Annotated in this window: 2 protein-coding genes; both read right to left on the bottom strand. The window is 74.0% G+C overall.

Annotated features, from left to right (window positions below; translation table 11 throughout):
* Positions 1 to 72: 72 nt before the first annotated feature.
* Positions 73 to 10,338 (bottom strand): type I polyketide synthase, encoded by a 10,266-nt coding sequence (locus QK440_RS17040; protein ID WP_282793957.1) that lies wholly within the window; start codon positions 10,336 to 10,338, stop codon positions 73 to 75.
* The gene (locus QK440_RS17035; RefSeq protein WP_282793956.1) at positions 10,339 to 26,193 is read right to left on the bottom strand and encodes a type I polyketide synthase; all 15,855 of its coding nucleotides are present in this window, start codon (positions 26,191 to 26,193) and stop codon (positions 10,339 to 10,341) included. It abuts the gene before it with no gap.
* Between the last annotated feature and the right edge of the window lie 237 nt (positions 26,194 to 26,430).

The raw sequence follows: 26,430 nt of genomic DNA, 5'->3' as shown, positions 1-26,430 counted from the left end.
GGGCCGGGGTGGTCCGGGTGGTCCGGGTGGTCCGGGTGGTGGCTCGGGGGGTCCGCGGTCACGTCGGTTCCGTCAGCTCAGGCCGAGCTCGTCGTCGAGCGCGTCGAAGAGTTCCTCGTCCGAGACCGAGTCCAGGTCCAGCTCGTCGTCGTCCGCCGGCCCGGCGGCCGTGGCCGTCTGGCCCTGCGGGGCGCTCCACCGCGACAGCAGCGTCTGGAGCCGGATGGTGATCTTCGCTTGGGCGATGCTGTCGGCTTCCATGGCCAGCAGGGCCGACTCGAGCCGATCCAGCTCGTCGAGCACCGAGAGGCCGCCGTCACCGGCGCCGTCCAGCGGCAGCGCGGTGGCGAGGTGCGCCGCCAGGGCGGCCGGGTTCGGGTAGTCGAAGATCAACGTGGCGGGGAGCCGCAGGCCGGTCGCGCCGTTGACGGCGTTGCGCAGTTCGACGGCGGTCAGCGAGTCGAAGCCCAGTTCGCGGAAGGCCCGGTGGGCCTCCACGGCCGCCGCCGACTCGTAGCCCAGGACAGCCGCGACGTGCGTGCAGACCAGCTCCGTGAGCACCTTGTCGCGCTCGGCGGCGTCGAGCCCGGCCAGTTGGGCGAGCAAAGGAGTGCTGCCGCTCGCCGCGGCCGTCGCCCCGGCCGCGGCGGCGGTACGGCGTGCCGGAGTACGAACCAGGCCGCGCAGCAGCGCCGGTACCGCGTCGGCGTCCGTCTGCGCGGACGCCCGCAGCGACGCGGTGTCCAGGCGGAGGGGGACGACGGCCGCGGGGGCCTCCGAGGCGGACAGGGCGACGGCGGTGTCCAGCAGGGCCAGGCCCTCCTCCGTGGACAGCGGGGCGACACCGCCGCGTGTCATGCGCTGGAGGTCGGCTTCGGCCAGGTCCCCGGTCATGTCACTGGCCTGCGCCCACAGACCCCACGCCAACGAGGTCCCCGGAAGGCCCTGCGCCCGGCGCGCGAGCGCCAACGCGTCCAGGAAACTGTTCGCCGCCGCGTAGTTCGCCTGCCCCGGACCACCGAAGACACCCGAAGCCGAGGAGAACAACACAAACGCCGACAGACCCAAATCCGCGGTCAACTCGTGCAGATGCCAGGCCGCGTCCACCTTCGGCCGCAACACCGCCCTCAGCCGCTCCGGCGTCAGCGAAGTGACCACACCGTCATCCAGCACACCCGCGACATGCACGACCGCCGACAGGCTTGCGCCATGCTCGCCGACGAGCGCGGCCACCGCCTCCCGGTCAGCCACATCGCAGGACGCCACAGTCACCCGAGCACCCAAGGCCGCCAGCTGCGCCTGGACTTCGGCCGCACCATCAGCCTTCAGGCCACGCCGGGAGACCAGCAGCAGATCCCGTACGCCGTGCCGCTCCACCAGATGCCGTACGACCACCCGGCCCAGACCACCGAAGGCGCCCGTCACCAGCACGGAACCCTCACCCCAGGAGACGGTGCCCTCGCCGGTCCCAGCAGCGACACGAGACAGACGCGGCACCCACACCGCACCAGCCCGCAACGCCACCTCCGGCTCATCCGAGCTGACCACGGCCGCCAGCAGCTCACCAGCAAGGTCCGTGTCGGCCTCGGCGTCGACCAGGACGAAACGGCCAGGGTGTTCCGAGCGCGCCGAACGCACCAGACCCCACACCGCGGCACCCACCGGATCCGGCACGACCCCACCGGCCGCCACCGCACCCCGCGTCACCACCACCAGACGGGAGTCCGCAAACCGCTCATCGGCCAGCCAGCCCTGCACCACACCCAGCGCCTCAGCCACCCGCTCCGCAACCACCTCCGGGCTCACCACACCACCGGCCGCCTGCCACACCACGGCCGCCGGAACCTCACCCTCGACGTCCCGCTCCTCGTACGACACCCAGGACACCGCAGCACCGGACACCCCCGGCTGCTCCCGCCACTCGACGTGGAAAAGGGAGTCGGCCGCCGTCGTGTCGCCGAGCTGGTCCACCGCGACCGGCCGGAAGACCAGTGAGTCGACGGTGGCCACCGGGTCGCCGAGGCTGTCCGCGACGGTGAGCGACACGGCGTCGTCGCCCGCCGGGGCCAGCTTGACGCGCAGCGCGGAGGCGCCGGTCGCGTACAGCGAGACACCGCCCCAGGCGAACGGCAGCCGTGCGCCGCCGTCCTCCTCGGCCCCGGTCCCGCCGCGGAGCACACCGAGGCCGAGGACGTGCAGGGCCGCGTCCAGCAAGGCCGGGTGCAGCCGGAAGGCCTCCGCGCTGTCGGCCTGCTCCTGCCCCAGGGCCACCTCGGCGAACACCTCGTCGCCGCGCCGCCAGGCGGCCCGCAGCCCCTGGAACGCCTCCCCGTACGAGAAGCCCAGCTCGGTCAAGTGCCGGTACAGGCCCTCGACGTCGACCTCGGCGGCGTCACGCGGCGGCCACTCGGCGAGCCGGAACTCCGGCTGCCGCTGCCCGCCCTGGGCGAGCACACCAGTGGCGTGCGTGGTCCACCCGCCGCCGTCGCCCGCGTACTCGTCGCGCTCCTCGCGGGAGTGCAGGACCACGTCGCGCCGCCCGTCCTGGCCCTCGGCGCCGACGCTGACCTGGAGCTGTACGGCGCCGCGCTCGGGCAGCACCAGCGGTGCCGCGAGCGTCAGCTCCTCCAGCACCCCGCAGCCCACCTCGTCACCGGCCCGCACCGCCAGCTCCACGAACGCCGTGCCGGGAAGCAGTACCCTCCCCGCCACCGCGTGATCCGCCAGCCACGGGTGCGTGGCCAGCGACAACCGCCCGGTGAAGACGTAGCCGTCCCCGCCCGCGAGCGGCACGGCGGCCCCCAGCAACGGGTGCCCGGCCGACACCAGGCCGGTCGCCGACACATCACCGACAGCACCGGCGGTCGCACTCGGCCAGTACCGCCGCCGCTGGAACGCGTACGTGGGCAGGTCCACGCGGCGCCGGGACTCGACGGGCGCGTACAGCGGCGCCCAATCGACCTCGACCCCGCGTACGTGCACCTGCGCGAGCGCCGCCAGGAACGTGTCCGCCTCGGGGCGGTCCTTCCGGACGGCCGCGACCAGACCGGCCTGCGCGGCAGGTTCGGTGAGCGTGTCGTGCGCCATCGCGGTCAGCACCGAGTCCGGGCCCAGCTCCAGCAGTGTGGAGACGCCGAAACCGGTCAGCGCGCCCAGCCCGTCATGGAAACGGACCGCCTCGCGGATGTGCTGCACCCAGTACTCGGGGTCTCGAAGCTCGTCAGCATCCGCCAGTGCACCGGTGAGATTGGAGACCACCGGAAGCATCGGCTCCTGGTACGCCAACTCCTGCGCAACACGCCGGAACTCCTCCAGCGCAGGCTCCATCAACGGCGAGTGGAAGGCGTGGCTGACCTTCAGCCAGCGCACCTTGCGCCCCTGCCCGCGCAGCGTCTCCTCCAGCCCCTCCAGAGCCGCACGCTCACCGGAGAGCACGACCTGCGAGGGGCCGTTGACCGCCGCCACACCCACTCGGTCGGCAAGGTCGCTGACCAGCGGCAGCACCTCGGCCTCCGCCGCCTGCACCGCCAGCATCGCCCCGCCCTCGGGCAGCGCCTGCATCAACCGACCACGAGCCGCTACGAGTCGCGTCGCATCCTCAAGCGACCACAGCCCGGCCACATACGCGGCAGCCAGCTCACCGATCGAATGCCCGCCGACAACCTCCGGGCGTACGCCCAAGGACTCCGCGAGCCGGAACAGCGCCACTTCCATCGCGAAAAGGGCGGGCTGCGCGTAACCGGTCTGCTCAAGCAGGTCGGCATCCGCACCGAACATCACACTCTGGAGCGAACGTTCTATCCACCCGTCGAAGTACGCACACACCTCGTCCAGCGCATCCGCGAACACCGGGAAGGTTTCATACAACTCTCGGCCCATCCCGAGCCGCTGACTGCCCTGACCGGTGAAGACAACACCCAGACGGCCCTCGACCACCGAACCGGACACCACACCAGGACCGCCGGACGCCAGGGCTTCCAGCCCGGCCAGGAACTGTTCCCGGGTGCGGCCGACCACGACGGCCCGGTGGTCGAGCGGGGAGCGGCCCGAGAGCAGGGACCAGCCCGCGTCCACGGGGTCCAGGGCGGTGTGCGTGACGACGTGTTCGCGCAGCCGGTCCGCCTGGGCGCGCAGCGCGTCCGCGCTCCGGCCCGAGAGGAGCCACGGCACCGCCGTGACGGGGGCGACGGGCTCGACGGCGGCCGTGGGTTCGGGGATCGGGGCCTGCTCCACGATCACGTGGGCGTTGGTGCCGCTCACGCCGAAGGAGGAGACACCCGCGCGGCGCGGGGCCCCGTCCTGTCGCTCCCTCCACTCCCGGGGCTCCGCGAGGAGTTCGACGGCCCCGGCGGACCAGTCCACGTGGGTGCTGGGCCGGTCCACGTGCAGGGACTGCGGCAGGACCCCTTCGCGCATGGCCATGACCATCTTGATGACACCGGCGACGCCGGCGGCGGACTGCGTGTGGCCGATGTTGGACTTGATGGAGCCGAGCCACAGCGGCCGGTCCTCGGGACGCTCCTGGCCGTACGTGGCGAGCAGCGCCTGGGCCTCGATGGGGTCGCCGAGCGTGGTGCCGGTGCCGTGGGCCTCGACGGCGTCCACGTCGGCGGGTGTGAGCCCGGCGTTCGCCAGGGCGGCACGGATGACGCGCTGCTGGGAGGGGCCGTTGGGGGCGGTGAGCCCGTTGCTGGCGCCGTCCTGGTTGACGGCGGAGCCGCGTACGACACCGAGGACCTCGTGGCCGTTGCGGCGGGCGTCCGACAACCGCTCAAGGAGCAGCAGGCCCACTCCCTCGCCCCAGCCGGTGCCGTCGGCGGCCTCGGCGAAGGGCTTGCAGCGGCCGTCGGCGGCCAGACCGCGCTGGCGGCTGAACTCCAGGAAGGCGGCGGGGCTGACCATGACGGTCACGCCGCCCGCGAGGGCCATGTCGCACTCGCCCTGCCGCAGCGCCTGCGCCGCCAGGTGCAGGGCCACCAGCGACGACGAGCAGGCCGTGTCCACCGTGACCGCCGGGCCTTCGAGGCCGAAGCTGTACGAGAGGCGGCCGGAGATGACGCTCGTCGCGTCGCCGGTCATGAGGTAGCCCTCGACGCCCTCGGGGGCGTGGGCCAGCCCCGCCGACCACCCTTGTGAGCAGGCGCCGACGAACACGCCGGTGCTGCTGCCGTGCAGGGCCGAGGGCGCGATGCCCGCGCGCTCGAACAGCTCCCAAGAGGTCTCCAGAAGCAGCCGCTGCTGCGGGTCCATGGCCAGGGCCTCGCGCGGCGAGATGCCGAAGAGCCCGGCGTCGAACTCGGACACGTCGTACAGGAACCCGCCCTGCGCGGCGAAGCTCGTGTCGGCGGTGCCGTTCCGCTCGGGCTGGAAGAGCCCGTCGGGGCCCCAGCCGCGGTCGGTGGGGAAGACCGAGATGGCGTCGGTACCGTCGGCGACCAGCCGCCACAGGGTTTCGGGGCTGGTGGCGCCGCCGGGGTAGCGGCAGCTCATCGACACGATGGCGATCGGGTCGTCCTCGGCGTCCGTCGCCGGCCGGGCCGGGGCGGCAGCTCCGGCGAGGGCCGTGGCGGGCTCGGTGTCGCCCAGGAGCCGCGTCCGCAGGTGGGCCGCGAGGGCCGCCGAGGTCGGGTAGTCGAAGACGAGGGTCGTGGGCAGCTTCAGGCCGGTGGCGGTCGCCAGGCGGTTGCGGACCTCGACGGCCGTGAGGGAGTCGAAGCCCAGTTCGCGGAAGGCGCGCGTCGGCTCGACGGCCTCGGCGCCCGCGTAGCCCAGGACCGCGGCGGCCTGCCCGCGCACCAGCTCCAGGAGCTGCCGCTCCTGCTCGCGTTCCGCGAGACCCGCGAGCCGGTCGGCCCACGCGGAGCCGGAACCGGAACCGGAGCTCCGGGCACCCGCGCCACCCGGGGCGGACTCGGGCTCGGCGAGGGCGCGCCGCACCTCCGGCAGGTCCCCGAGGAACGGGCTCGGCCGCACCGAGGTGAAGGCGGGCGCGAACCGCTCCCAGTCCACATCCGCGACGGCCACGAACGTCTCGTCGTACGCCACCGCCTGCGCCAGGGCCGCGACCGCGCGCTCCGGCGCCATCGCCGTCACCCCGCGGCGCCGCAGGTGCTTCTCGGCCTCCTCGGCCGCCGCCATGCCGCTGCCGCCCCAGGCGCCCCAGGCGACGGAGGTCGCGGTGAGGCCGCGGGCGCGGCGGTGCTCGGCGAGCGCGTCGAGGTAGGCGTTGGCGGCGGCGTAGGCGCCCTGGCCGCCGCCGCCCCACACGCCGGAGTTCGACGAGAACAGCACGAAGGCGTCCAGATCCTCATCGCTGTCGCTGTCGCTGTCGCTGTCGAGGAGCGCGTCCAGGTGCGCGGCACCGGCCGTCTTCGCGCCGTACACCTCCGCGATCCCGGCCACGGACAGGTCGGCGATCGGGTACGAGGGGCTGACTCCGGCGGCGTGGAACACGGACCGGACGGTGTGCCCGTCCGCCCGCAGCCCGACGAGGAGGCGTTCGACCGCGTCCCGGTCGGCCACGTCGCACGCCGCGATGGTGACCTCGGCGCCCAGCTCCTCCAGCTCCGCCTTCAGCTCCGCGGCTCCGGGCGCCTCCAGGCCACGCCGACTGGTCAGCACCAGGTGCTCGGCACCCTCCCGCGCCAGCCAGCGCGCCACATGCCCGCCGATCGCACCCGTACCACCCGTGACCAGCGCCGTACCGCGCGGCGCCCACTCCCGCGCGGGCCCCTGGCCTGCCGACTCCAGCGGGGCGTGCGCGAAGCGGCGGACGAAGACGCCGGTGTCCCGCACCGCGAGCTGGTCCTCGTCGCCGAGGCCGGTCAGGATCGCGGTGAACCGGGACGCGGCCCGGGAGTCGTACGTGCCCGGCAGGTCGATGAGGCCGCCCCACCGGTCCGGGTGCTCCAGCGCGGCGACGCGCCCGAGGCCCCAGAGCTGCGCCTGCACCGGGCTCTCCACCCGGTCGCTGCGCCCCGTCGAGACGGCACCCCGGCTCAGCGCCCACAGCCGCGCGCCGATCCCGGCGTCCGCCAGGGCCTGCACCAGCGCCACGGTCCCCGCGACACCCACCGGCACACCCGCGAACTCCGCGTGCGCCGACTCCTCGAACCCGAGCAGCGACACCACACCGGAGACCGCACCCGCACCGGCCACCTCCCGCAGCCGGACCGCCAATGCCTCCCGCGTCAACTCATCCGCACGTACGCGAAGTTCAGCGACCTCGGCACCTGCCCGGGCCAAGGACTCGACGACACCGGAAGCCCACGGGTGCTCCTCCGCACCCTCCGGCACCACCACCAGCCAGCGGCCGGAGAGAGCGGGTACGGGCAGGCCGCCCGCCACCGGCTTCCACGCCACGCGGTAGCGCCAGCCGTCGATGGTGGACCGCTCGCGCCGCTGCCGCCGCCAGGACGCGAGACCGGGCAGGACCGCTCCCAGCGTGCTCTCGTCGACGTCCACGAGCGTGGCGGACAACTGCTCCAGATCCTCGCGCTCCACCGCCTCCCAGAAGCGCGACTCCACCTCGTCCCCGGTCAGCGCGGCATCGCCGTCCGCGTCCTGGTCCGGGGCCAGCATCCAGTAGTGGTCGCGCTGGAAGGCGTACGTGGGCAGGTCGACGGTGGTACGGGCGCCGGGGAAGAGGGCCTTCCAGTCCAGCTCGGCGCCGTGCGCGTGGGCCTCGGCGAGCGAGGCCGCGAGCCGGTCGGCGCCGCCCTCGTCACGGCGCAGCGAGCCCAGGGTGGTGGCCGGGCTGTCGGTGGCGTCGATGGTGGCCTGGACGGGGACGGTGAGGACCGGGTGCGGGCTCATCTCCACGAACAGGCCATGGCCCTCGGCGAGCAGGCCACGCGTGGCGTGCTCGAACAGGACCGTCTGGCGCAGGTTGCGGTACCAGTACCCGGCATCCATGGGCGTGTTGCCGTCCAGCCAGGCGCCCGTGAGGGTCGAGTACAGCGGGATCTGAGCGTCCTGCGGGGACACTCCAGCCAGTGCCTCGGCTATCTGTGCCTCGATCTGCTCGACGTACGACGAGTGCGAGGCGTAGTCGACCGGGATCGTGCGGGCACGGACGTCCCGCGCCACACACTGCGCGACCAGCTCCTCCAACGCCTCCGGCTCACCGGAGACCACCACCTGAGCCGGGCCGTTGACGGCCGCGACCTCGATGCGGCCTCCCCAGCCGGAGACCAGCTCGCGCACTTCGGCCTCGGGCAGCGGCACCGACACCATGCCGCCCTTACCGGACAGCTCGCGAATAGCCAGGCTGCGCAAAGCAACGACCCGGGCCGCGTCCTCCAGCGACAGCGCACCCGCAACGCACGCGGCAGCGATCTCACCCTGACTGTGCCCGACGACCGCAGCAGGCTGCACACCCGCCGCCTGCCACACAGCAGCCAACGACACCATCACCGCGAAGAGAACCGGCTGGACCACATCGACGCGGTCGAACCGCTCGCCGCCCAGCTCCTCGAACAGGTCCCAGTCCACAAACTGCGACAGCGCATCCGCACACTCCCGCATCCGGGCAGCGAACACCGGGGAATCGTCCAGCAGTTGGACCGCCATCCCGGCCCACTGCGACCCCTGCCCCGGGAACACGAACACCGCACGACCGGCCCCGTTCACCGCACGGCCAGTGACCACACCACCGGCGGTCGTGTCCCCTTCGGCCAGGCGGCCCAGGGCGGCGAGAAGCTGCTCCCGGTCCCGGCCGAGGGCGACGCCCCGGTGCTCGAACCGCGACCGCGCCACCGCCAGCGACCAGGCGACGTCGCCGACGCCCAGCTCGGCGTGCACGGCGAGGTGTTCCCGCAGCCGGTCCGCCTGGGCCCGCAGTGCCTCGGGGGTCCGCCCGGAGAGGATGAACGGGGTCACCCCCGGGAGTACCGACGACCGGGGCTCCTGATCACCGTCGGCGTCCCCGTGGCCGGGCTCGTCGGCCGCCGGGGCCTGCTCCACGATGACGTGGGCGTTCGTCCCGCTGACGCCGAAGGAGGAGACGCCCGCGCGGCGCGGCCCGCCGTCCTCCCGCTCGGCCCACTCCCGGGCCTCCGTGAGCAGCGCGACGGTTCCGGCCGACCAGTCCACCTGGGGCGTCGGCTCGTCCACGTGCAGGGTGCGGGGCAGGACGCCCTCGCGCATCGCCATCACCATCTTGATGACGCCCGCGACACCGGCGGCGGCCTGGGTGTGCCCGATGTTCGACTTCAGCGAGCCCAGCCACAGCGGGCGCTCACCGGAGTGCTCCTTGCCGTACGTGGCGATGAGGGCCTGGGCCTCGATGGGGTCGCCCAGGGTCGTCCCCGTGCCGTGGGCCTCCACGGCGTCGACGTCGCCCGGCTTGAGGCCGGCGCCGGCCAGGGCGTCGCGGATGACGCGCTGCTGGGAGGGGCCGTTCGGGGCGGTGAGGCCGCTGCTGGCGCCGTCCTGGTTGACGGCCGAGCCACGGATGACGGCGAGGACCTTGTGGCCGTTGCGGCGGGCGTCGGACAGGCGCTCCAGGAGCAGCAGGCCCGCGCCCTCGCCCCAGCCGGTGCCGTCCGCCGAGGCCGCGAAGGACTTGCAGCGGCCGTCCGTCGACAGGCCGCGCTGGCGGCTGAAGTCGATGAAGGTGCCTGCCGTGGGCATGACGGTCACGCCGCCCGCGAGGGCGAGGGTGCACTCGCCCTGGCGCAGGGCCTGCGCCGCCAGGTGCAGGGCGACCAGGGACGAGGAGCAGGCCGTGTCGACGGTGACGGCGGGGCCTTCGAGGCCGAGGGTGTAGGCGACGCGGCCGGAGACGACCGAGCCCGCGTTGCCGGTGCCGATGTAGCCCTCGACGCCCTCCGGCAGGGCGTGCAGGCGGGTCGCGTAGTCGTAGTACATGACACCCGCGAAGACACCGGTGCGGCTGCGGCGCAGGGAGACGGGGTCGATGCCCGCCCGTTCGATCGCCTCCCACGCGGTCTCCAGGAGGAGCCGCTGCTGCGGGTCCATCGCCAGGGCCTCGCGCGGGGAGACGCCGAAGAAGGAGGCGTCGAACTGGGGGGCGTCGTAGAGGAACCCGCCTTCGGCGGTGTAGCTGGTGCCCCGCTTGTCCGGGTCCGGGTCGAACAGCTCGTCCGTGTCCCAGCCGCGGTCGGTGGGGAACGCGGAGATGGCGTCCGTGCCGTCGGCCACGAGCCGCCACAGGTCCTCGGGCGTGCTGACGCCGCCCGGGTAGCGGCAGCTCATGCCGACGATCGCGGCGGGCTCCTGCCGGTTCTCCTCCAGTTCGCGCACCCGGCGGCGGGCGTCGCGCAGATCAGCCGTCGCCCGCTTCAGGTAATCGAGGTACTTCCCCTCGTCCGCCATTTACAGCGCCTCCTCGAAGCGGTCGGGCCGGTCCGTGTCCGAGCCTGGGTCTGTGCCGGTGTCTGTGCCGGTGTCTGTGCCGGTCTCTGAACCGGTGTGGGAGCTGGTGTCCGTGCTGGTGTTCATGTGGGGGTCCGACGGTGTCCGGAGTTCGCTGTCGAGCAGGTCGAAGAGTTCGTCGGCGGTCGCGCCTTCGAGGTCCTCGAGTTCCTTGTGCCGGTCCGCGACGGCGTCCGTCGCGGTGTCGCGCGGGGTGTCCCAGGCGGTGAGCAGGGAGCGCAGCCTGTCCGCGACGCGGTCCCGCTCGGTGCCGTCGGCGTCGTCGCCCACGGCCTTGAGGACGCTCTCCAGGCGGTCGAGCTCCGCGTCCAGGTCACCTGGGTCGACCGGTCCGCCGAGTGGTACGGCGGCCGTCGTGGGCAGTTCCTCGGAGAGGTACTCGGCCAGCGCCGCCGGGTTCGGGTAGTCGAAGATCAGCGTGCTGGGCAGCCGCAGCTCGGTCTCCGCGGTGAGGCGGTTGCGCAGTTCGACGGCCGTCAGGGAGTCGAAGCCGAGCTCCAGGAAGCCGCGACCCAGCTCGACGGCGTTCGGCGACGCGTAGCCGAGCACGCCCGCGACGTGCGTACGGACGAGGTCGAGCAGGACCCGGTCGCGGTCGGCACCGCGGACTCCCGCCAGGCGCTCCGCCAGCGTCTCGGTGCGTACGGCGGCGGTGTCCGCGCCACCGCTCCGCGCGCGCCGGACGACCGGCCGGACCAGGCCGCGGAGCAGCGCGGGCAGGGTCTCCGGCTGCTGGGTGCGCAGCGCGGCGGCGTCGATGCGGAGGGGCACGAGGGCCGGGTGCGCGCTCGCCGGGGCGAGGTCGAACAGGGCCAGTGCCTCTTCGGTGCCGAGCGCGAGGACGCCACCGCGTGCCATGCGCTGGAGGTCGGCTTCGGCCAGGTCCCCGGTCATGTCACTGGCCTGCGCCCACAGACCCCACGCCAATGAGGTCCCCGGCAGCCCCTGCGCCCGGCGCGCGAGCGCCAACGCGTCCAGGAAACTGTTCGCCGCCGCATAGTTCGCCTGCCCCGGACCACCGAAGACACCCGAAGCCGAGGAGAACAACACGAACGCCGACAGACCCAGACCCGCGGTCAGCTCGTGCAGATGCCAGGCCGCGTCCACCTTCGGCCGCAACACCGCCCTCAGCCGCTCCGGCGTCAGTGAAGTGACCACACCGTCATCCAGTACGCCCGCCACATGCACGACCGCCGACAGGCTTGCGCCGTGCTCACCGACGAGCGCGGCCACGGCTTCCCGGTCAGCCACATCGCAGGAAGCCACAGTCACCCGCGCACCCAAGGCCGCAAGCTGCGCTTGAAGCTCAGCCGCACCATCAGCCTCCAGGCCACGCCGGGAGACCAGCAGCAGATCCCGTACGCCGTGCCGCTCCACCAGATGCCGTACGACCACCCGGCCCAGACCACCGAAGGCACCCGTCACCAGCACGGAACCCTCACCCCACGGCGAGACCGTGTCCGCACTGGCGTCAGCAGCGACACGAGACAGACGCGATACCCATATCGAGCCGCCCCGGACCGCCACCTCCGGCTCACCCGAGCCAACCACGGCCCCCAGCAGTTCCCTGTCAACGGCCGTGTCAGCGTCGACCAGGACAAAGCGGCCCGGGTGTTCCGAGCGCGCCGAACGCACCAGACCCCACACCGCGGCGCCCACCGGATCCGGCACGACCCCACCGGCCGCCACCGCACCCCGCGTCACCACAACAAGCCGCGCGTCCGCGAACCGCTCATCGGCCAGCCAGCCCTGCACCACAGCCAGCGCCTGGGCCACCCGCTCCGCAACCACCTCCGGACCGACCACACCACCAGCACCACCAGGCGCCTGCCACACCACGACCGCCGGAACCTCACCCTCGACGCCCCGCTCCTCGTACGACACCCAGGACACCGGATCACCGGAGACCCCCGACTGCTCCCGCCACTCGACGTGGAAGAGGGAGTCGGCGTGCGGGTGCGTACCGCTCGCCTGCTCGATGAGGTCCTTCGACATGGGCCGGAAGACGAGCGCTTCGACCGAGGCCACCGGCGTTCCGGTGGTGTCGGCGACCTCCAGCGTGACGCTGTCGGTGCCGTTCGGAACCAGCCGGACGCGGACCGCCGCGGCGCCCTCGGCGTGCAGCGTGACGCCGGTCCAGGTGAAGGGCAGCCCTCCGGACGCGGGCTCCGCGCCGGCTGTCGCCTCCGGGGCGGCGGCGAGGGCGCGGGCGTGCAGGGCGGCGTCGAGGATCGCCGGGTGCAGGCCGAAGGCACCGGCATCCGTGTGCTCGTCCTGCTCCAGGGCGATCTCGGCGAACACCTCGTCGCCGCGCCGCCAGGCGGCCCGCAGCCCCTGGAACACGGGGCCGTAGTCGAAGCCCGCCGCGGACAGCTCGTCGTAGAGGCCGTCGACAGCGAGCGGCTCCGCGTCGCGCGGCGGCCACGCGGTGAGGTCGGCGGAGGCGGCGGGCGCCTCCGCCGCGGACTCGGCCAGGGTGCCGGTGGCGTTCCTGGTCCAGGCGTCGGCCGACAGGCCCTCGGCACCGTCGCCCGGTTCGGGGCGCGAGTGCAGGCTGACGGGGCGACGCCCGGAGGCATCGGGAGCCTCGACGCGCAACTGCACCTGGACGCTGCCGTGTTCGGGCAGTACCAGCGGCGCGCCCAGCGTCAGCTCGTCGAGGACGCCGTACCCGATCTGCCCGCCCGCGTGGACCGCCAGCTCCACGAAGGCGGTACCCGGCAGCAGTACCCGTCCGGCCACGGCGTGGTCGGCGAGCCACGGGTGCGTGGCCAGGGACAGCCGACCCGTGAACAGGTAGCCGTCCGCGTCCGCCAACGGCATCCCCGCACCCAGCAGCGGATGCCCCGCGGGGACGAGCCCGGCCGACTCGACGTCGGCGGCACCGCCGGTCTGCTTGAGCCAGTAGCCCTGGTGCTGGAAGGCGTACGTCGGGAGGTCCACGCGGCGCCGGGTCTCGACGGGCGCGTACAGCGGTGCCCAGTCGACGTCGACCCCGCGTACGTGCAACTGCGCGAGGGCCGCCAGGAACGTGTCCGCCTCGGGGCGGTCCTTGCGTACGGCGGCCACCAGCCCGGCCTGCGCGGCAGGTTCGGTGAGCGTGTCGTGCGCCATCGCGGTCAGCACCGAGTCCGGGCCCAGCTCCAGCAGTGTCGTGACACCGAAGCCGGTCAGCGCGCCCAGCCCGTCATGGAAACGGACCGCCTCGCGGATGTGCCGCACCCAGTACTCGGGCTCCATCAGATCGGCAGCATCGGCCAGTGCACCCGTGAGGTTGGAGACCACCGGAAGCATCGGCTCCTGGTACGTCAACTCCTGTGCCACGCGCCGGAAATCGTCCAGCGCGGGCTCCATCAGCGGCGAGTGGAAGGCGTGCGACACCTTCAGCCACCGCACCTTGCGCCCCTGGCCCCGCAGCGTCTGCTCCAGCCCCTCAAGAGCCGCACGCTCACCGGAGAGCACGACCTGCGAGGGCCCGTTGACCGCCGCCACACCCACCCGGTCCGCCAGGCCGTCCAGCAGCGGCAGCACTTCGGCCTCCGCCGCCTGGACCGCGAGCATCGCCCCGCCCTCGGGCAGCGCCTGCATCAACCGACCACGGGCCGCGACCAGTCGCGTCGCGTCCTCCAGGGACCACAGCCCCGCCACGTACGCGGCAGCCAGCTCACCGATCGAATGCCCACCGACAACCTCCGGGCGCACGCCCAAGGACTCCGCCAAGCGGAACAGCGCCACCTCGAAGGCGAACAGCGCGGGTTGCGCGTATCCGGTCTGCTCAAGCAGGTCGGCGTCCGCACCGAACATCACGCTCTGGAGCGAACGTTCTATCCACCCGTCGAAGTGGACGCACACCTCGTCCAGCGCGTCCGCGAACACCGGGAAGGTTTCGTACAACTCCCGGCCCATCCCGAGCCGCTGGCTGCCCTGACCGGTGAAGACCACACCCAAGCGGCCCTCGACCACCGAACCGCTCAACGGCGCTTCGAGCCCGGCCAGGAACTCCTCCCGGTCCCGGCCGAACACCACGGCCCGGTGCTCGTGTCGCGCCCGGCCCGTCAGCAGGGACCAGCCCACGTCGACGGCGTCCAGGTGCTCGTCGCCCGTCACGTGCTCGCGCAGCCGGTCGATCTGGTCCTGCAAGGCGTCGGCGCTGCGGGCCGAGACCAGCCACGGCACCGCCGTCGCCGGAGCCACAGGGGTGACCGCGTCCGAGGGGTCGGCCGCCGGGGCCTGCTCCACGATCACGTGGGCGTTGGTGCCGCTCACGCCGAAGGAGGAGACACCCGCGCGGCGCGGGGCGCCGTCCTGCCGGTGCGGCCACTGCTTGGCCTCGGTCAGCAGCTCGACGGCACCGGCCGACCAGTCGACGTGGGTGCTGGGCCGGTCCACGTGCAGGGACTGCGGCAGCATGCCCGCGCGCATGGCCATGACCATCTTGATGACACCGGCGACACCGGCGGCGGACTGCGTATGGCCGATGTTGGACTTGATCGAGCCGAGCCACAGCGGCCGGTCCTCCGGCCGCTCCTGGCCGTAGGTGGCGAGCAGCGCCTGCGCCTCGATCGGGTCGCCGAGCGTCGTGCCCGTGCCGTGGGCCTCCACCGCGTCCACCTCGGCCGCCGTCAGGCCCGCACCCGCGAGCGCGGCGCGGATCACCCGTTGCTGGGACGGGCCGTTGGGGGCGGTCAGGCCGTTGCTGGCACCGTCCTGGTTGACGGCGGAGCCCCGCACGACCGCCAGCACCTCGTGGCCGTTGCGCCGGGCGTCCGACAGGCGCTCAAGCAGGAGCAGGCCCACGCCCTCGCCCCAGCCCGTGCCGTCGGCGGCCTCGGCGAACGCCTTGCAGCGGCCGTCGGCGGCCAGACCGCGCTGGCGGCTGAACTCGATGAAGGCACCAGGGTTGGACATGACCGTCACGCCGCCCGCGAGGGCGAGCGAGCACTCGCCCTGCCGCAGCGCCTGCGCCGCCAGGTGCAGGGCCACCAGGGACGACGAGCAGGCCGTGTCGACCGTGACCGCCGGACCCTCCAGGCCGAAGGAGTAGGCGAGGCGGCCGGAGATGACGCTGGTCGCGCCGCCCGCCAGCAGGTACCCCTCGACGCCCTCGGGGGTCTCCCGCAGGCCGGAGCCGTAGCCCTGCGACGACGCGCCGACGAACACGCCGGCCTGGCTGCCGTGCAGGGTCGCCGGGTCGATGCCCGCGCGCTCGAACAGCTCCCAGGAGGTTTCCAGGAGCAGCCGCTGCTGCGGGTCCATGGCCAGGGCCTCGCGTGGCGAGATGCCGAAGAAGACGGGGTCGAACTGGTCGGCGTCGTAGAGGAAGCCGCCCTGGCGGGCGTAGCTGGTGCCGCGCTGTTCGGGGTCCGCGTCGTAGAGGGCGTCGAGGTCCCAGCCGCGGCCGCCCGGGAAGGCGGACATGGCGTCCGCGCCCTCGGCGAGGAGCCGCCACAGGGCTTCGGGGCTGGTGGCGCCGCCGGGGTAGCGGCAGCTCATGGACACGATCGCGATGGGGTCGTCGTCGGCCCCGCCCGTGGCGCGGGCCGCAGCCGCCGCCTCGCCCGTCGTCGTCCCGTGCCCGTCGTCACCCGTCAACTGCGCGCGCAGGTAACCCGCGAGGACGACGGACGTCGGGTAGTCGAAGACGAGGGTCGTGGGCAGCTTCAGGCCGGTGGCGGTCGCCAGGCGGTTGCGGACCTCGACGGCGGTCAGCGAGTCGAAGCCCAGTTCGCGGAAGGCGCGCGTCGGCTCGACGGCCTCGGCGCCCGCGTAGCCGAGGACCGCGGCGGCCTGCCCGCGCACCAGTTCCAGGAGCTGCCGCTCCTGCTCGGCCGCCGAGCGGCCCGCGAGCCGCTCGGCCCACGCGGAGCCGGGCGCGCCCTGCTTGCCCGTACCGGCCTCCTCGCTGCCCGCGAGGGCGCGCCGCACCTCGGGCAGGTCCCCGATGAGAGCACTGGGCCGCGCCGACGTGAACGAGGGCGCGAACCGCCCCCAGTCCACGTCCGCCACGGCCACGAACGTCTCGTCGTACGCCACCGCCTGCGCCAGGGCCGCGACCGCGCGCTCCGGCGCCATCGCCGCGAGACCACGGCGCCGCAGGTGCTCCGTGCCCTCGTCACCGGCCATGCCGCCGCCGTCCCACAGACCCCAGGCGACGGAGGTCGCGGTGAGGCCGCGGGCTCGGCGGTGCTCGGCGAGCGCGTCGAGGTAGGCGTTGGCGGCCGCGTAGGCACCCTGACCGCCGCCGCCCCAGACGCCGGAGTTCGACGAGAACAGCACGAAGGCGTCCAGGCCCTCCCCGCTGTCGAGGAGCGCGTCCAGGTGCGCGGCACCGGCCGTCTTCGCGCCGTACACCTGGGCGATGTCGGCCACGGACATGCCGTCCAGCGGCTGTGTCTGTCCGACGCCCGCCGCGTGGAAGACGGCTCGCAGGGTGTGTCCGTCCGCGGTCAGTCCGTCGAGGAGGCGTTCGAGCGCGTCCCGGTCGGCCACGTCGCAGGCGGCCACCGTGACCTCGGCGCCCAGCTCCTCCAGCTCCGCCTTCAGCTCCGCGGCCCCGGGTGCCTCCAGGCCGCGCCGGCTGGTCAGCACCAGGTGCTCGGCACCCTCCCGCGCCAGCCAGCGCGCCACATGCCCGCCGATCGCACCCGTACCACCCGTGACCAGCGCCGTACCGCGCGGCGTCCACTCCCGCGCGGCTCGGCCGGGCGCCGCGGCTCGTACGAGGCGGCGCACGACGACGCCGGAGCCGCGCACGGCGAGCTGGTCCTCGTCCGCGACGCCCGCGAGGGCGGCCGTGAAGCGCGCGCCCGTACGGGTGTCGTACGACGACGGGAGGTCGATCAGGCCGCCCCACCGGTCGGGGTACTCCAGCGCGGCGACGCGCCCGAGGCCCCAGAGCTGCGCCTGCGCCGGGCTCTCCACCCGGTCGCTGCGCCCGGTGGAGACCGCGCCCCGCGTCGCCACCCACAGCCGCGCGCCGATCCCCGTGTCACCCAGGGCCTGCACCAGCGCCACGGTCCCCGCGACACCCACCGGCACACCCGCGAACTCCGCGTGCGCCGCCTCCTCCAACCCGAGCAGCGACACCACACCGGAGAGCACACCCGCACCGGCCACATCCCGCAGCCGGACCGCCAACGCCTCCCGCGTCAACTCATCCGCCTGTATGCGGAGTTCAGCGACCTCTGCACCTGCCCGGGTCAAGGACTCCACGACACCGGAAGCCCAGGGGTGCTCCCCCGCGCCCTCCGGCACCACCACCAGCCAGCGGCCGGTGAGGCCGGTCGTCGAGAGGGCGGTGGCCGGGAGCGGCTTCCAGGACACCTGGTAGCGCCAGCCGTCGAGGGCCGACTGCTCGCGCCGCTGCCGCCGCCACGACGCGAGGCTCGGCAGGACCGCTCCCAGCGTGCTCTCGTCGACGTCCACGAGCGTGGCGGACAACTGCTCCAGGTCCTCGCGCTCCACGGCCTCCCAGAAGCGCGACTCCACCTCGTCCGTGCCGAGCGGCGCCGCGTCTTCCGGTGCCGCGAAGTCGGGCCAGTAGTGCTGGCGCTGGAAGGCGTACGTGGGCAGGTCGGGGACCACGCGGGCGCCGGGGAAGAGGGCCTTCCAGTCCAGCTCGGCACCGTGCGCGTGGGCTTCGGCGAGCGACGCCGCCAGGCGGTCGGCGCCGCCCTCGTCACGGCGCAGCGAGCCGAGGGTCGCGGCCGGGCTGTCGGTGGCGTCGATGGTGGCCTGCACCGGCACAGTGAGGACCGGGTGCGGGCTCATCTCCACGAACAGCCCGTGCCCCTCGGCGAGCAGGCCACGGGTGGCGTGCTCGAACAGCACGGTCCGGCGCAGGTTGCGGTACCAGTACCCGGCGTCCATCGGAACGTCCAGCCAGGTCCCCGTGAGCGTGGAGTACAGCGGCATCTGTGCGGCCTGCGGGGACACGCCAGACAGGGCGTCCAGGATCCGCGCCTCGATCTGCTCGACGTACGACGAGTGCGAGGCGTAGTCCACGGGGATGGTGCGGGCACGGATGTCCTGCGCCACACACTGGGCGACAAGTTCCTGCAGCGCCTCCGGCTCACCGGATACGACGACCTGGGCGGGGCCGTTGACGGCCGCGACCTCGATCCGGCCCTCCCAACCGCTGATCAGCTCGCGTACGTCCGCCTCCGGCAGCGGCACCGACACCATGCCGCCCTTGCCCGACAGCTCCCGAATGGCCAGGCTGCGCAAGGCCACGACCCGGGCGGCGTCCTCCAGCGACAGCGCACCCGCAACGCACGCGGCAGCGATCTCACCCTGGCTGTGCCCGACGACCGCCGCAGGCTTCACACCCGCCGCCTGCCACACAGCAGCCAACGACACCATCACCGCGAACAACACCGGCTGGACCACATCCACCCGGTCGAACCGCTCGCCACCCAGCTCCTCGAACAGATCCCAGTCCACGAACGCGCCCAGCGCATCCGCACACTCCCGCATCCGGGCAGCGAACACCGGCGAATCGTCCAACAGTTGAACCGCCATCCCGGCCCACTGCGACCCCTGCCCCGGGAACACGAACACCGCACGACCGGCCCCACTCACCGCACGACCGGTGATCGCACCGCCGGCGGTCGTGTCCCCTTCCGCCAGGCGCCCGAGGGCGGCGACCAGCTCGTCCCGGTCCCGGCCGAGGGCGACGCCCCGGTGCTCGAACCGCGACCGGGCGACGGCCAGCGTCCAGGCTACGTCGCGCGGGCCGAGGTCCGCGTCCGCGCGCAAGGCGTCGCGGAGCCGGGCCGCCTGGCCGCGCAGGGCCTCGGGGGTCTTCGCCGAGAGCGCCAAAGGCACCACGGGCACGAGCGGCTCGCCGCCGTCGGCGGCGGCCCGGTCGGTGCGCGCGGGCTCGTCGGCCGGGGCCTGTTCCACGATGACGTGGGCGTTCGTCCCGCTGACGCCGAAGGAGGAGACGCCCGCGCGGCGCGGCCCGCCGCCGTCCCGCTCGGCCCACTCCCGGGCCTCCGTGAGGAGTTCGACCGCGCCCGCGGTCCAGTCCACCTGCGGCGTCGGCTCGTCCACGTGCAGGGTCGGCGGCAGGACGCCCTCGCGCATCGCCATGACCATCTTGATGACACCGGCGACACCGGCGGCGGCCTGGGTGTGGCCGATGTTCGACTTCAGGGAGCCCAGCCACAAGGGCCGGTCGGCCGGGCGCTCCTTGCCGTACGTGGCAAGCAGCGCCTGCGCCTCGATCGGGTCGCCCAGGGTCGTCCCCGTGCCGTGGGCCTCCACGGCGTCCACGTCGGCGGCGGACAGCCCCGCGTTGGCGAGGGCGGCGCGGATGACGCGCTGCTGGGAGGGGCCGTTCGGGGCGGTCAGGCCGTTGCTGGCGCCGTCCTGGTTGACGGCCGAGCCGCGGAGGACCGCGAGGACGCGGTGACCCTTGCGGCGGGCGTCGGACAGGCGCTCGAGCAGGAGCAGGCCCACGCCCTCGCCCCAGCCGGTGCCGTCGGCCGCGGCCGCGAAGGACTTGCAGCGGCCGTCGGCGGCCAGCCCGCGCTGGCGGCTGAACTCGATGAACGTACCGGGGGTCGACATGACGGCGACGCCGCCCGCGAGGGCCATGTCGCACTCGCCCTGCCGGAGCGCCTGCGCGGCCAGGTGCAGGGCCACGAGGGACGACGAGCAGGCGGTGTCGACGGTGACCGCGGGGCCTTCGAGGCCGAAGGTGTAGGAGACGCGGCCGGAGGCGACGCTCGCCGCGCTGCCGTTGCCGACGTAGCCCTCCAGGTCGTCGAGGCCGCCGGGGGCGCTGAGGAGGTGGGTGGCGTAGTCGTTGTACATGATGCCGACGAACACGCCGGTGGAGCTGGAGCGCGCGGTCGCCGGGTCGATGCCCGCCCGCTCGAACGCCTCCCAGGTGGTCTCCAGGAGGAGCCGTTGCTGGGGGTCGATGGACAGTCCCTCGCGCGGGGAGATGCCGAAGAACGCCGGGTCGAACTCGGCGGCGTCGTAGAGGAAGCCGCCCTCGCGCGTGTAGAACGAGCCGGGGCTGTCCGGGTCGGGGTCGTAGAGGGCGTCGACGTCCCAGCCGCGGTCGCCGGGCAGGTCGCCGATGGCGTCGACGCCGTCGGCGGTCAGGCGCCACAGGTCCTCGGGGGTGGTGACGCCGCCGGGGTAGCGGCAGCTCATCGACACGATGACGACGGGGTCGTCGTCCTCGGGGGCCGGGCCCGCCGTCGTCCGGGTCGCCGGCAGGGCGGCCGCGTCGCTGCCGAGGAGTTCGTCGAGGAGGTGCCGGGCGAGGACGGTGGTGGCCGGGTAGTCGAAGGCGAGCGTCGCGGGCAGCCGCAGGCCGGTCGCGGTGGTGAGCCGGTTGCGCAGTTCGACGGCGGTGAGCGAGTCGAAGCCGATCTCGCGGAAGGCCCGGTCGGGCGCGACGGCGTCGGCCGACGGGTAGCCGAGGACGGCGGCGGCGTGGCCCCGTACCAGCGTGAGGACCTCCTGCTCGCGGTCCTCCGCGGGCAGCGCGACGATGCGCCGGGCGAGGGCGGAGCCCTCCTGCCGGTCCCCGGTGGCAGCCGTGCGCCGCCGGGGTACGCGGACCAGGGTGCGCAGCAGCGGCGGGACGCCGTCGGTGGCGGCCCGGGCGCGCAGCCCGCCGAGGTCCAGGCGGACCGGCACGGTCACGGCCCGGCCCGCGGCGTGGGCGGCGTCGAACAGCTCCAGCCCCTCGTCGCTGGTGAGCGGGGCGGCGCCGGCGCGGGCGCGGCGGTCGAGGTCGCCCGCGCCGAGGTGGGCGGTCATCTCGCTGGCCTGGGCCCACAGGCCCCACGCCAGGGAGGCCGCCGGGAGGCCCTGGGCGCGGCGGTACTCGGCGAGGGCGTCGAGGAAGGCGTTGGCGGCCGCGTAGTTGGCCTGGCCGGGGGTGCCGAGCACACCGGCGGCCGAGGAGAACAGCACGAACGCGGAGAGGTCCAGGCCCGCCGTCAGTTCGTGCAGGTGGAGCGCCGCGTCCGCCTTGGGGCGCAGCACCGTGTCCAGCCGCTCGGGGGTCAGGGCGGTGACCACGCCGTCGTCGAGGGCCCCGGCCACGTGCACGACCGCGGACAACTCGGCGCGGACGTCGTCCAGGAGGGCGGCGAGCGCGGCACGGTCGGCGGTGTCGCAGGCGGCGAGCCGTACGCGGGCGCCCGACTCCTCCAGGTCCGCGCGCAGGTCGGCGGCCCCGGGGGCGGCGTCGCCGCGGCGCGACACGAGGAGCAGGTCGCGGACACCGTGCCGGTCCACCAGGTGGCGGGCCACCAGGCCACCGAGGGTGCCGGTACCGCCGGTGATCAGGACGGTGCCGCCTCCCCAGAAGCCGGGGGCCTCCTCCGCGACCGGCGTTCCCTCGGTGCTCGGCGTTCCCGTGGTGCTCGGCGTTCGAGCGGCGGTCTGCGTTCGAGCGGCGGTCCGCGTGCCCTCGGTGTCCGGCGTGCCACCGGTTTCCGTCGCCGGGTGCGGTACGCGGGTCAGGCGCGGGGCCCGCAATCCGCCGTCGCGGAGGGCGAGTTCGGGCTCGTCGGTGGCGAGGGCGGCGGCGACCAGGGACGAGGTGGCTCCGCCGGAAGGAGCGTGGGAGCCAAGGTCGGAGTCGGTGTCGTCGCTAGCGGCCGGGTCCAGGTCGAGGAGGACGAAGCGGTCCGGGTGCTCGGACTGCGCCGAGCGCAGCAGGCCCCGGACGGCGGCGGCCACCGGGTCGGGGGCGGTGGTGGTGCCTGCGGCGACCGCGCCGCGCGTCACCACGGCGAGGCGGGACGCCTCGAACCGCTCGTCGCCGAGCCAGCCCTGCACCGCGTCCAGGGCCCGCTCCAACAGGGGCCGTACGGCGCCGAGGTCGACCGGCCGGGGCGACGCCGCGTCCCCGGAGGGCGGTTCGGGCGTCACGAGCGGCAGGAGCACGGTCGCGGGCAGTTCGGCGCCCGCGTCCAGCGCGGTGGTGAGGGCCTCCAGGTCCGCGTACGTCCGCCGGACGGAGGCGAGGACGGGGGCCAGGGTGCCGGGGCCGTCAGCCCCGAGCAGCGCCGCGGAGGCGAGGTCCGCGGCCGTCGTCGCCGGGGCGTCGACCGGTGTCCACTCCACCTGGAACAGCGCGTCGAGGCGCGGCGCCCCGGTCAGGTGCTCCTCGGACAGGGGGCGCAGCGCGAGGGAGCCGACGGAGACGACGGGCTGCCCGTCGGCGTCGGCGGCCAGCACGGACACGGTGTCCGGGCCGGCGGCGGTGACGCGGACCCGGAGCGTGGTGGCCCCGGTGGCGTGCAGGGTGACGTCGGACCAGGCGAACGGCAGGTGCGCACGGTCCGTGCGGGCGATGAAGTCGCCGAGGCCGATCGCGTGCAGCGCGGCGTCGAACAGCGCCGGGTGCAGGCCGAAGGAGTCCGTGTCGGCGCCCGAATCCCGCGGGAGTTCGACCTCCGCGTAGATGTCGTCGCCCTGCCGCCAGGCGGCGCGCAAGCCCTGGAAGAGCGGGCCGTAGCCGTGGCCGTTGGCGGTGAGGCGCTCGTACAGGTCGGACACGTCGATCCGCTCGGCGCGCGCGGGCGGCCACGCGGCCAGGGCGGTGGTGTCCACCTGCTCTCCGGCCGGGTCGGCGGGCAGCAGGCTGCCGGTGAAGTGCCGCGTCCAGGGGGTGTCGTCGGTGTCGTCCTGCGGGCGCGCGAAGAGGCTCAGCTCGCGCCGCCCGGAGCCGTCGGGTCCGCTCACCGAGATCTGGAGCTGGACGGCGCCCTGCTCGGGGACGACGAGCGGGGCCTCCAGGGTCAGCTCTTCGAGGAAGCCGCAGCCGACCTCGTCGCCCGCGCGCAGGGCGAGTTCGACGTACGCCGTGCCGGGCAGCAGGATCGCGCCGTCCACGGCGTGGTCGGAGAGCCAGGGGTGGGTCTGGGTCGCGAGCCGCCCGGTGAAGAGGTAACCGTCCGCGTCCGCGAGGGCCACGGCGGCCCCGAGCAGCGGGTGCCCGGCGGCGCGCAGGCCCGCGAACACCACGTCCCCGGCGCCCGCGGGCACGGCCTTCGGCCAGTAGCGCTCGCGCTGGAAGGGGTACGTGGGCAGGTCGACGGTGGTACGGGCGCCGGGGAAGAGGGCCTTCCAGTCCAGCTCGGCACCGTGCACGTGGGCTTCGGCGAGCGAGGCCGCGAGCCGGTCGGCGCCGCCCTCGTCGCGGCGCAGCGAGCCCAGTGTGGCGGCCGGGCTCTCGGTGGCGTCGATGGTGGCCTGCACCGGGACGGTGAGGACCGGGTGCGGGCTCATCTCCAGGAACAGGCCGTGCCCCTCGGCGAGCAGGCCACGGGTGGCGTGCTCGAACAGCACGGTCTGGCGCAGGTTGCGGTACCAGTACCCGGCATCCATGGGCGTGTCCGCGTCCAGCCAGGCCCCGGTCAGCGTCGAGTACAGCGGCACCTCGGCCTGCCGCGGCGACACGTCCACCAGCGCGTCGGCTATCTGTGCCTCGATCTGCTCGACGTACGAGGAGTGCGAGGCGTAGTCCACCGGGATCGTGCGGGCGCGGATGTCCTCGGCTGCGCACTGCGCGACGAGTTCCTCCAGGGCCTCCGGCTCACCGGATACGACGACCTGGGCGGGGCCGTTGACGGCCGCGACCTCGATGCGGCCCTCCCAACCAGCGATCAGCTCACGGACCTCGGCCTCGGGCAGCGGCACGGACACCATGCCGCCCTTGCCCGACAACTCCCGGATGGCCAGGCTGCGCAGGGCCACCACCCGGGCGGCGTCCTCCAGCGACAGGACACCGGCCACACACGCGGCAGCGATCTCACCCTGACTGTGACCCACCACAGCAGCAGGCTGCACACCCGCCGCCTGCCAGACCGCAGCCAGCGACACCATCACGGCGAAGAGGACCGGCTGGACCACATCAACCCGGTCGAACCGCTCGCCACTCAGCTCCTCGAACAGATCCCAGTCCACGAACGCGCCCAGCGCATCCGCACACTCCCGCATCCGAGCCGCAAACACCGGCGAATCATCCAGCAGTTGGACCGCCATCCCGGCCCACTGCGACCCCTGCCCCGGGAACACGAACACCGCACGACCGGCCCCGCTCACCGCACGGCCGGTGACCACGCCACCGGCCGCCGCCGCGCCGTCGCCCTCGGCCAGCCGCTCAAGACCGGCGAGAAGCTCCTCCCGGTCCTGCCCGAGGACGACACCCCGGTGCTCGAACCGCGACCGCGCCACCGCCAGCGACCAGGCCACGTCGCCGACGCCCAGCTCGGGGTGGGTCAGCAGATGGGTGCGGAGGCGGTCCGCCTGGTCGCGCAGGGCCTCGGGGGTCCTGGCCGAGAGGGCCAGCGGGACCACGCCGGTCACGACGCGGGCGGGGCCTTCCGTGCCGTCCTCGGGGGCGGTGGGCTCCTCGGGCACCGGGGCCTCTTCCACGATCACGTGGGCGTTGGTGCCGCTGACGCCGAAGGAGGAGATGCCCGCGCGGCGCGGCGCGCCGCCGTCCCGCGCGGCCCACTCCCGGGCCTCGGTGAGCAGTTCGACCGCACCGGCGGACCAGTTGACCTCGGGTGTCGGCTCGTCCACGTGCAGCGTGCGGGGCAGCAGCCCGTGGCGCATGGCGAGGACCATCTTCATGAGGCCCGCGACGCCGGCCGCCGCCTGGGTGTGGCCGATGTTGGACTTGATGGAGCCCAGCCACAGGGGTTCGCCGGTCTCGGGGCGCTCCTGGCCGTACGTGGCGATGAGCGCCTGGGCCTCGATGGGGTCGCCGAGGGTCGTGCCGGTGCCGTGGGCCTCGACCGCGTCGACGTCGGCGGCGGTCAGGCGGGCGTTGGCGAGGGCCTGCATGATGACGCGCTGCTGGGACGGGCCGTTGGGGGCGGTCAGGCCGTTGCTGGCGCCGTCCTGGTTGACGGCCGAACCCCGCACCACCGCGAGGACCGGGCGGCCGTTGCGGCGGGCGTCGGACAGGCGCTCCACGAGGAGCATGCCGACGCCCTCGCCCCAGCCGGTGCCGTCCGCGGCGGCGGCGAAGGCCTTGCAGCGGCCGTCGGCGGCGAGGCCCTGCTGGCGGCTGAACTCGGTGAAGACGCCGGGCGTGGAGATGACGGTGACGCCCGCGACGAGGGCCATGCCGCACTCGCCCTGGCGCAGCGCCTGCACGGCCAGGTGCAGGGCGACCAGCGACGAGGAGCAGGCCGTGTCGACGGTGAGGGCGGGGCCTTCGAGGCCGAGGGTGTAGGCGATGCGGCCGGACTCGACCGCGGCCGCGTTGCCCGTGCTGACGTAGCCCTCGACGTCCTCCTCGGCCTCGAAGAGGAGCGGGGCGTAGTCCTGGCCGTTGGTGCCGACGAACACGCCGGTGCGGCTGCCGCGTACCGTCGCGGGGTCGATGCCCGCGCGTTCGAAGGCCTCCCAGGCGGTCTCCAGGAGGAGCCGCTGCTGCGGGTCCATCGCCAGGGCCTCGCGGGGGGAGATCCCGAAGAAAGCCGCGTCGAATTCGGCGACCTGGTCGAGGAATCCGCCGTGGGCCGTGGAGCTGGTGCCCTGCTTTCCGGCGGCGTCGGGGTCGTAGAGCGACTCAAGGTCCCAGTTGCGGTCGGTGGGGAGCCCCGTCATGGCGTCGCGGCCCTCCGCGAGCAGCCGCCACAGGTCTTCGGGGCCGCTCACGCCGCCGGGGAAGCGGCAGCTCATCGCCGTGATCGCGATGGGCTCCTGCGCGGCGGCCTCGACGTCCTTCAGACGTTGCTGCGTCTGATGCAGGTCCGCCGAAACCCACTTGAGATAGTCGCGCAGCGTCTCTTCATTCGCCATCAAATGTCACCTGTTCAGGACGTGTGCCGCACCTGCTGGCATACAACGGACCTGTCCGCAGCCGTTTTCTCGATGACGCTATGAGGGCGCTATAAGACCAACAACCCCTACCCTCCCCCTACCCGCCCCTACCGGATTTCCGTGGAATACGGCCGGGGCGGGTGCGCGTAAAAAGGGGTGGACAGGGGCTGCCGGGTCAATTAATTACCGCTGACGTACGTCAGTTGTCCATTTCTC

This window comes from Streptomyces sp. CC224B, from assembly GCF_030010595.1.
Lineage (GTDB): Bacteria > Actinomycetota > Actinomycetes > Streptomycetales > Streptomycetaceae > Streptomyces > Streptomyces longispororuber.
The sequence above is the reverse complement of the archived record's forward strand: the minus strand, read 5'-3'. Positions and strand labels throughout refer to the sequence as shown.